Here is a 6,951-nt window from a genome sequence, read left to right on the forward strand (position 1 = left end):
AGTTCCTGCCCGGAGCGCAGGACGCCTGGCGCGAAGCGCTGGTCGCCGCCGGCCGCGGGGAGGACTTCACCGAACAGGCCCGCACCCTCGGCGCCGCCACCGCCCAGGTGCACGCGATCCTGCGCGACACCCTCCCGGCCGAGGCGGCCGAGGCGGCCGACGAGGGCCGCATCGCCGAGACGATCGAGGAGATGCGCACCCGGTTCCGATCCGCGCTCGCCGAGGTGCCCGATCTGCAGGCCCACGCGGTCGGCATCGACGGACTGTATGCCGCGGCCGCCGCCGCGTCGTGGCCCGACTTCCAGCGCATCCACGGCGACTACCACCTCGGACAGGTCCTCGACGTGCCCGAGCGCGGATGGGTGCTCCTCGACTTCGAGGGCGAGCCGCTGCGCCCGCTGGCCGAGCGCAATCGCACCGACCAGCCGCTGCGCGATATCGCCGGCATGCTGCGCTCCTTCGACTACGCCGGCGGCTCGGTCGAGCAGCAGAACCGTGGCGAGAGCGCCCGCGACTGGGTCACGGCGACCCAGGAGGCTTTCCTCGCCGGCTACACCGAGGAATCGGGACACGACCCCCGCGACGCGGGGCCGCTGCTGTCGGCCTATATCGTCGACAAAGCCCTGTATGAAGTGGTCTACGAGGCCCGCAACCGCCCGGACTGGCTCACCATCCCGCTCGCCGCCATCGACCGGTTGCTGCCCACGGCCCTACCCACCAAGGAGAACTGACCATGCCCACTCCTCCCAGCGCCCTGCCCGGCGCCCGCTGGTCCCTGGCGAACGGCCGACACCAGCAGCCGCACGACCTGCTCGGGCAGCACATCGAGGCCGAGGGTCTGCGCATCCGGGTCATGCGCCCGCTCGCCCAGCGGGTGCGGGTGCGCTTCGAGGACGGCGAGATCAGCGAACTGAGCCACGAATCGGACGGGATCTGGAGCGGGCTGCGCCCCGGCGCCACGAACGCTCTCGACTACCGCATCCTGACCACGTGGGAGGACGGCGTCGAGCACGAGCAGGACGACCCCTACCGGTTCGCCCCGACCCTCGGCGATATCGATCGCTTCCTCATCAACGAGGGCCGGCACGAGAAGCTGTGGCAGGTGCTGGGCGCGCACGTGCACACCTACGACGGCCCGATGGGCTCGGTGACGGGCACGTCCTTCGCCGTCTGGGCGCCGCGCGCGAAAGCCGTTGCGTTGGTTGGTGATTTCAACGGCTGGGACAACCGCAGCCACCCGATGCGCCTGCTCGGCAACTCCGGTGTCTGGGAACTCTTCGTCCCCGGCGTCGGCCCGGGCTCGACCTACAAGTTCCGCATCCGCGGCGCCGACGATGTCGAACGCGACAAGGCCGATCCGATGGCCCTGCGCACCGAGGTCCCGCCACGCACCGGCTCGGTGGTGCACGACTCGGCCTACCAGTGGGCGGATTCGGAGTGGGAGACACGCAAGCGGGAGACCAATCCGCATACCGGCCCGATGAGCATCTACGAGGTCCATCTCGGCTCCTGGCGGGCCGGCCTGACCTATGTCGAACTCGCCGAGCACCTGGTCAACTACGTCCAGGACCTCGGCTTCACCCACGTCGAATTCCTGCCGGTGATGGAGCACCCCTACGGCCCGTCGTGGGGTTACCAGGTCACCGGCTACTACGCACCGACGGCCCGCTTCGGCACTCCCGACGACTTCAAGTACCTCGTCGACAAGCTGCACCAGGCCGGTATCGGCGTCATCCTCGACTGGGTCCCGGCGCACTTCCCGCGCGACGAGTGGGCGTTGGCGCGCTTCGACGGGCTGGCCCTCTACGAGCACGCCGACCCGCGTCGCGGTGACCAACCCGACTGGGGCACACACATTTTCGACTTCGGCCGCAAGGAGGTGCGCAACTTCCTCGTCGCCAATGCCCTGTATTGGATGGAGGAGTTCCACGCCGACGGCGTGCGCGTCGACGCGGTCGCCTCCATGCTCTACCTCGACTACTCCCGCCGCAGCGGCGAGTGGCTGCCCAACCAATACGGCGGCCGCGAGAACATCGAGGCGATCGGGCTCCTCCAGGAGACCAACGCCACGGCATACAAGCTGCACCCCGGCATCGTCACGGTCGCCGAGGAATCCACCTCCTGGCCGGGTGTCACCAAGGAGACGGCCAGCGGCGGGCTCGGTTTCGGCCTGAAGTGGAACATGGGATGGATGAACGACTCGCTGCGCTACCTGCAGCGCGACCCCGTGCACCGGCAGTACCACCACAACCTGCTGACGTTCTCGCTGATGTACGCCTACAGCGAGAACTACATCCTGCCGATCAGCCACGACGAGGTCGTGCACGGCAAGGGCTCGCTGCTCGGCAAGATCCCCGGGCACCGGTATGACCAGCTCGCCACCCTGCGCGCCTACCTCGCCTACATCTGGAGCCACCCGGGCAAGCAGCTGCTCTTCATGGGCTGCGAGTTCGCCCAGCCGTCGGAGTGGGCCGACGGGCACGGGCTCGACTGGTGGCTGCTCGACCACGCGGCGCACTATCGCGTGCACAACCTGGTCAAGGAGCTCAACCAGATCTACAAGGCCCACGACGCGCTATGGGCGCAGGATTCCAGCCCGGCCGGTTTCGAGTGGCTCAACCCGCACGACAACGCCGGCAACACGCTGTCATACGTCCGCTTCGGCAACCCCGACCGCGGCGGCGACAGCGCCGTCGTCGCCCTGATCAACTTCGGCGGAAACGCTAGGGACGGAATGCGTTTCGGGCTGCCGTATGCCGGCGAGTGGGAGGTCATCATGGACACCTCCGGCTTCGACGAGTACGGCTCCCCCTCGCAGTCGGGCGTGATCGTCACCGCCGAGCCGACCCCGTGGGACAACCAGCCGTTCTCGGCCAGTTTGTCGGTGCCCAAGCTCGCCGCTCTCTATCTCGCGCCCCACCGGCCCGAGCCCGAGGCCGACGAGGCAGCCGAGGCCGCTCCGACCGCGTAGCGCCCCGGAACCATCTGGTCGTCCTCCGCGTCCAAGCCTGGTCAACGACCGGCCACCAGTGCGCGGAGGATGACCATGAAGGTCTCGCCCGGAGCGTCCCGTCCCATCTCACCCCTGCGCCGAGCCGCGGTCGCTGTGGCGGCTGCCGGGTCCGCCCTGGCCCTGGTGGCGGGCTGCACCGGGACATCGGGACCCAGCAGCACCGCCGGCCCGGTCGGCCGTGCCGGGGGCGGGGCGTTCACGGCCGACCCGGCGGCGGCACTGCAACCGTTCGCCTCCTGCGACCAGTTGCTCGACTACTTCCGCAGCGAGGCAAAGCCCCTGGTGGGGCCCTACGGGCTGGCCGGCGGGCCGGTCGCGTACAACGCCAGCACGGCCGTCGAAGGGGCGACCCCGTCGGCCGGGGCGACAGGTGCGGCGGCGGGGTCCGGGTCGTCCGCGGACCAGGCCCGGAGCGGCACGAACAACCAGGAGGACGGGGTCGACGAGGCCGACACGGTCAAGACCGACGGCACGATCATCGTCACCTCCTTGAACGGACGCATCCAGGTGACCGACGCCGACGCCGGCAGGTTGCTGAGCACGATCACCATCCCCCGGGCCGGAAGCGTCTCGGCCGAACTGCTGCTGTCGGGTCGCACCCTGATCGTCCTGAGCACCAGCACCGATGCCTACCCCACCTTGTCGGACGGGCCGGAAAGGCTGACCGTGCCCGCCTTCGCCCCGCAACGGACCACGGTCACCCGCGTCGATCTCACCGACCCGAGCGCCCCGAAGGTGCTCGGGGCGTCACGGATCGAGGGTGGCTACCGTTCGGCCCGGATGATCGGCACCTCCGTGCGGCTGGTCCTGGTCTCCGAGCCCACCGGGCTGAGGTTCACCCAGCCGAAGAGCGGCGGCCTCGATGCGGAAGAGGACGCGACGCGGGCCAACAAGGACGTGATCGCCAAGAGCACGATCGACGACTGGGTGCCGCACGTGCAGACCCTCGACGCCGAGGGAAACGCCTCGAAGGCCCAGCGGCTGATCGACTGTGCCGCGATCGCCCGGCCGGACGAGTTCGCCGGGTTGTCCACGCTGTCGGTCCTGACCTTCGACGCCGGGTCCGCGGACGGGCGGGTCACGCCGACGTCCACGGTGGGTGTGGTCGCGACCGGCGAGACGGTCTATGCCTCCACCGACCGGCTCATCGTCGCCACCAGCCCGTGGGACATCTGGAACCTGGGATGGCTGCGCCGCTCCGATATGAGCAAGCTCAAGACCGGGCTGCACTCCTTCGACATCAGCGACCCGGCCACGACGCGCTATGCGGGGTCCGGCAAGGTCGCCGGGAGGCTGGTCAACCAGTTCGCCCTCGACGAGGACGGGGGCGTGATCCGGGTGGCGACGACGACCTCCGACCTCCAGTGGTCGACGGACACCCAATCGTCCCTGCTGGTGCTGAAGGAGCAGGGCGACAAGCTCGTCACCGTCGGCCGGGTCGACGGGATGGGTCTGACCGAGCACATCCGCTCGGTGCGCTACCTCTCCCCCACCCTCGCTGCGATCGTCACCTTCCGCCAGACCGATCCGCTCTATCTCGTCGACACCAGCGACCCGACCAAGCCGAAGGTGGCGGGCGAGTTGAAGATTCCCGGCTACTCGGCATACCTCCATCCCGTCGGCGACGGCCTGCTGCTCGGCGTCGGGCAGGACGCGGACGCCGAGACCGGGGCCGTCAGGGGATTGCAGGTCTCGCTGTTCGACGTCGGCGACGCGGCGCGACCGACGCGACTGCAGCAGCTGACGTGGAAGAACGCCAACTCACCCGTCGAGTGGGATCACCGCGCATTCTTGTGGTGGAAGGACACCGCATACGTCCCGGCGACGCTGTGGAGTAACAGCCGCGACTTCACCGGCGTGCTGAGCGCCCGGCTCGCCGGCCGTTCGCTCGCCGACGGCCCGCGCGCGGCGAGCAGCCGGTCCGGCTACGACGACAGCCCGAGCCGGGTGTTCGTCATCGGGGACAACGTGTGGACCCTCGGCTACCGCGGTCTGCAACGTTTCGACCTCGCGACCTTGACGCCGGAGAAGACCATCCCGCTCCCCAGCTGACGGGCGCCCGTGGCGACCCGGCGGGGGCAGTGCTTGGATGGGGGCATGACGATCCACGAGCGTGCAGGACAGCCGGCCCAGCCCTCCGATCTGGTCGATGTCGCCCGTCTGGTGACGGCCTACTACACCGGCAAGCCGGACCCGGAGAATATCGACCAGCAGGTCGCCTTCGGCACCTCCGGGCACCGGGGGTCGTCGCTGAAGACCGCGTTCAACGAGGACCACATCCTCGCGACCACGCAGGCCATCTGCGACTACCGCCGCGAGCAGGGCTTCGACGGCCCGCTCTTCATCGGCCGCGACACGCACGGGTTGTCCGAGCCGGCGTGGGCGTCGGCGCTCGAGGTGCTGATCGCCAACGACGTGACCGTGCTTGTCGACGCCGACGACCGCTACACCCCGACGCCGGCGGTGTCGCATGCCATCCTAACCGCCAACCGCGGCAAGATCGGCGGAGTCGACGACCTGCCGGCGGGCACCGGCCTGGCCGACGGCATCGTCGTCACCCCGTCGCACAATCCGCCGACCGACGGCGGTTTCAAGTACAACCCGCCGCACGGCGGCCCGGCCGACACCGATGCGACGAAAGCCATTGCGGCAGCTGCGAATGCCTACATCAGGGCCGGGCTGGAGGGCGTCCGGCGGGTGCCCTTCACCCGAGCGCGGGCGGCCTGCTCGGCATACGACTTCCTCGGCACCTATGTCGCCGACCTGCCCAATGTCGTCGACATCGCGGCGATCAAGGAGGCCGGCATCCGCATCGGGGCCGACCCGCTCGGTGGGGCCGCGGTGGACTATTGGGGCGCGATCGCCGAGCGGCACAGGCTCGACATGACAGTCGTCAATCCGCTCGTGGACCCGACGTGGCGGTTCATGACGCTCGACTGGGACGGCAAGATCCGCATGGACTGCTCGTCGCCGTCGGCGATGGCTTCCCTCATCGACAAGCGCGACCAATTCCAGATCGCGACGGGCAATGACGCCGACGCCGACCGGCACGGCATCGTCACGCCCGACGCCGGGCTGATGAACCCGAACCACTATCTCTCCGTGGCGATCCAGTACTTGTATGGCGGTGCCCGGCCGGGCTGGCGCGCCGGTGGGTTCATCGGCAAGACGCTGGTGTCGTCCTCGATGATCGATCGGGTCGCGGACGATCTGGGCCGCCGGCTCGTGGAGGTCCCGGTCGGGTTCAAGTGGTTCGTGCCGGGCCTGCTCGACGGTTCCGGCCCCTTCGGTGGCGAGGAGTCGGCCGGGGCGTCCTTCCTGCGCTTCGACGGCACGGTGTGGACGACGGACAAGGACGGCATCATCCTCGCGCTGCTGGCCTCGGAGATCCAGGCCAAGACGGGCAAGAGCCCGAGCCAGCTGTATGCCGAGTTGACCGCCAAGCACGGCAGTCCGGCCTACGCCCGCATCGACGCCCCGGCCGACCGGGAGCAGAAGGCCAAGCTGGCCGCGCTCTCCCCCGCCGACGTCACTGCCGAAACCCTTGCGGGAGAAGCGATCACGGCGAAGCTGACCGAGGCTCCCGGCAACGGGGCCAAGATCGGCGGCCTGAAGGTCGTCACCGAGTCGGCGTGGTTCGCTGCCCGCCCCAGCGGCACCGAGGACGTTTACAAGATCTACGCCGAATCCTTCCAAGGCCCCGAACACCTCGCGCAGGTGCAGGCGCAGGCCCACGACGTCGTCAGCGCGGCCCTCGGCGTGTCCTGACGCCGGCGGCCGGGCACGTGGACAACCGGGCCGCTGGCCAGTGGAAACCGGGCCGCTGTCCAGTGGACAACCGGGCCGCTGACGACAGGAAGTCCGTGAGCCGGCCCCTGTCACGCGGGCGCGGCGGGGAGCCGATCGAGTTCTTGTAGGCGGCGGCCCGTCGCAGCCGC

Annotated in this window: 3 protein-coding genes and 1 pseudogene; all 4 read left to right on the top strand. The window is 69.6% G+C overall.

All coding sequences use genetic code 11. The annotated features are described in order from the left end of the window. A pseudogene (locus BN11_RS07835) lies at positions 1–731 on the top strand (maltokinase N-terminal cap-like domain-containing protein); the annotation flags it as partial. Between the two features lie 2 nt (positions 732–733). Then, the gene (gene glgB / locus BN11_RS07840) at positions 734–2,971 is read left to right on the top strand and encodes a 1,4-alpha-glucan branching protein GlgB (RefSeq protein WP_048696391.1); all 2,238 of its coding nucleotides are present in this window, start codon (positions 734–736) and stop codon (positions 2,969–2,971) included. A 75-nt stretch (positions 2,972–3,046) separates the two neighbouring features. Beyond that, positions 3,047–5,065 carry a beta-propeller domain-containing protein gene (locus BN11_RS07845; protein ID WP_162213186.1) on the top strand — a complete coding sequence of 673 codons (2,019 nt, stop codon included), beginning with the start codon at positions 3,047–3,049 and terminating at the stop codon, positions 5,063–5,065. A gap of 45 nt (positions 5,066–5,110) precedes the next feature. After that, the gene (gene pgm / locus BN11_RS07850) at positions 5,111–6,781 is read left to right on the top strand and encodes a phosphoglucomutase (alpha-D-glucose-1,6-bisphosphate-dependent) (protein WP_048696394.1); all 1,671 of its coding nucleotides are present in this window, start codon (positions 5,111–5,113) and stop codon (positions 6,779–6,781) included. Positions 6,782–6,951: the final 170 nt, after the last annotated feature.

The organism is Nostocoides australiense Ben110, from assembly GCF_001050535.1.
GTDB classification, from domain to species: Bacteria; Actinomycetota; Actinomycetes; order Actinomycetales; family Dermatophilaceae; genus Nostocoides_A; species Nostocoides_A australiense.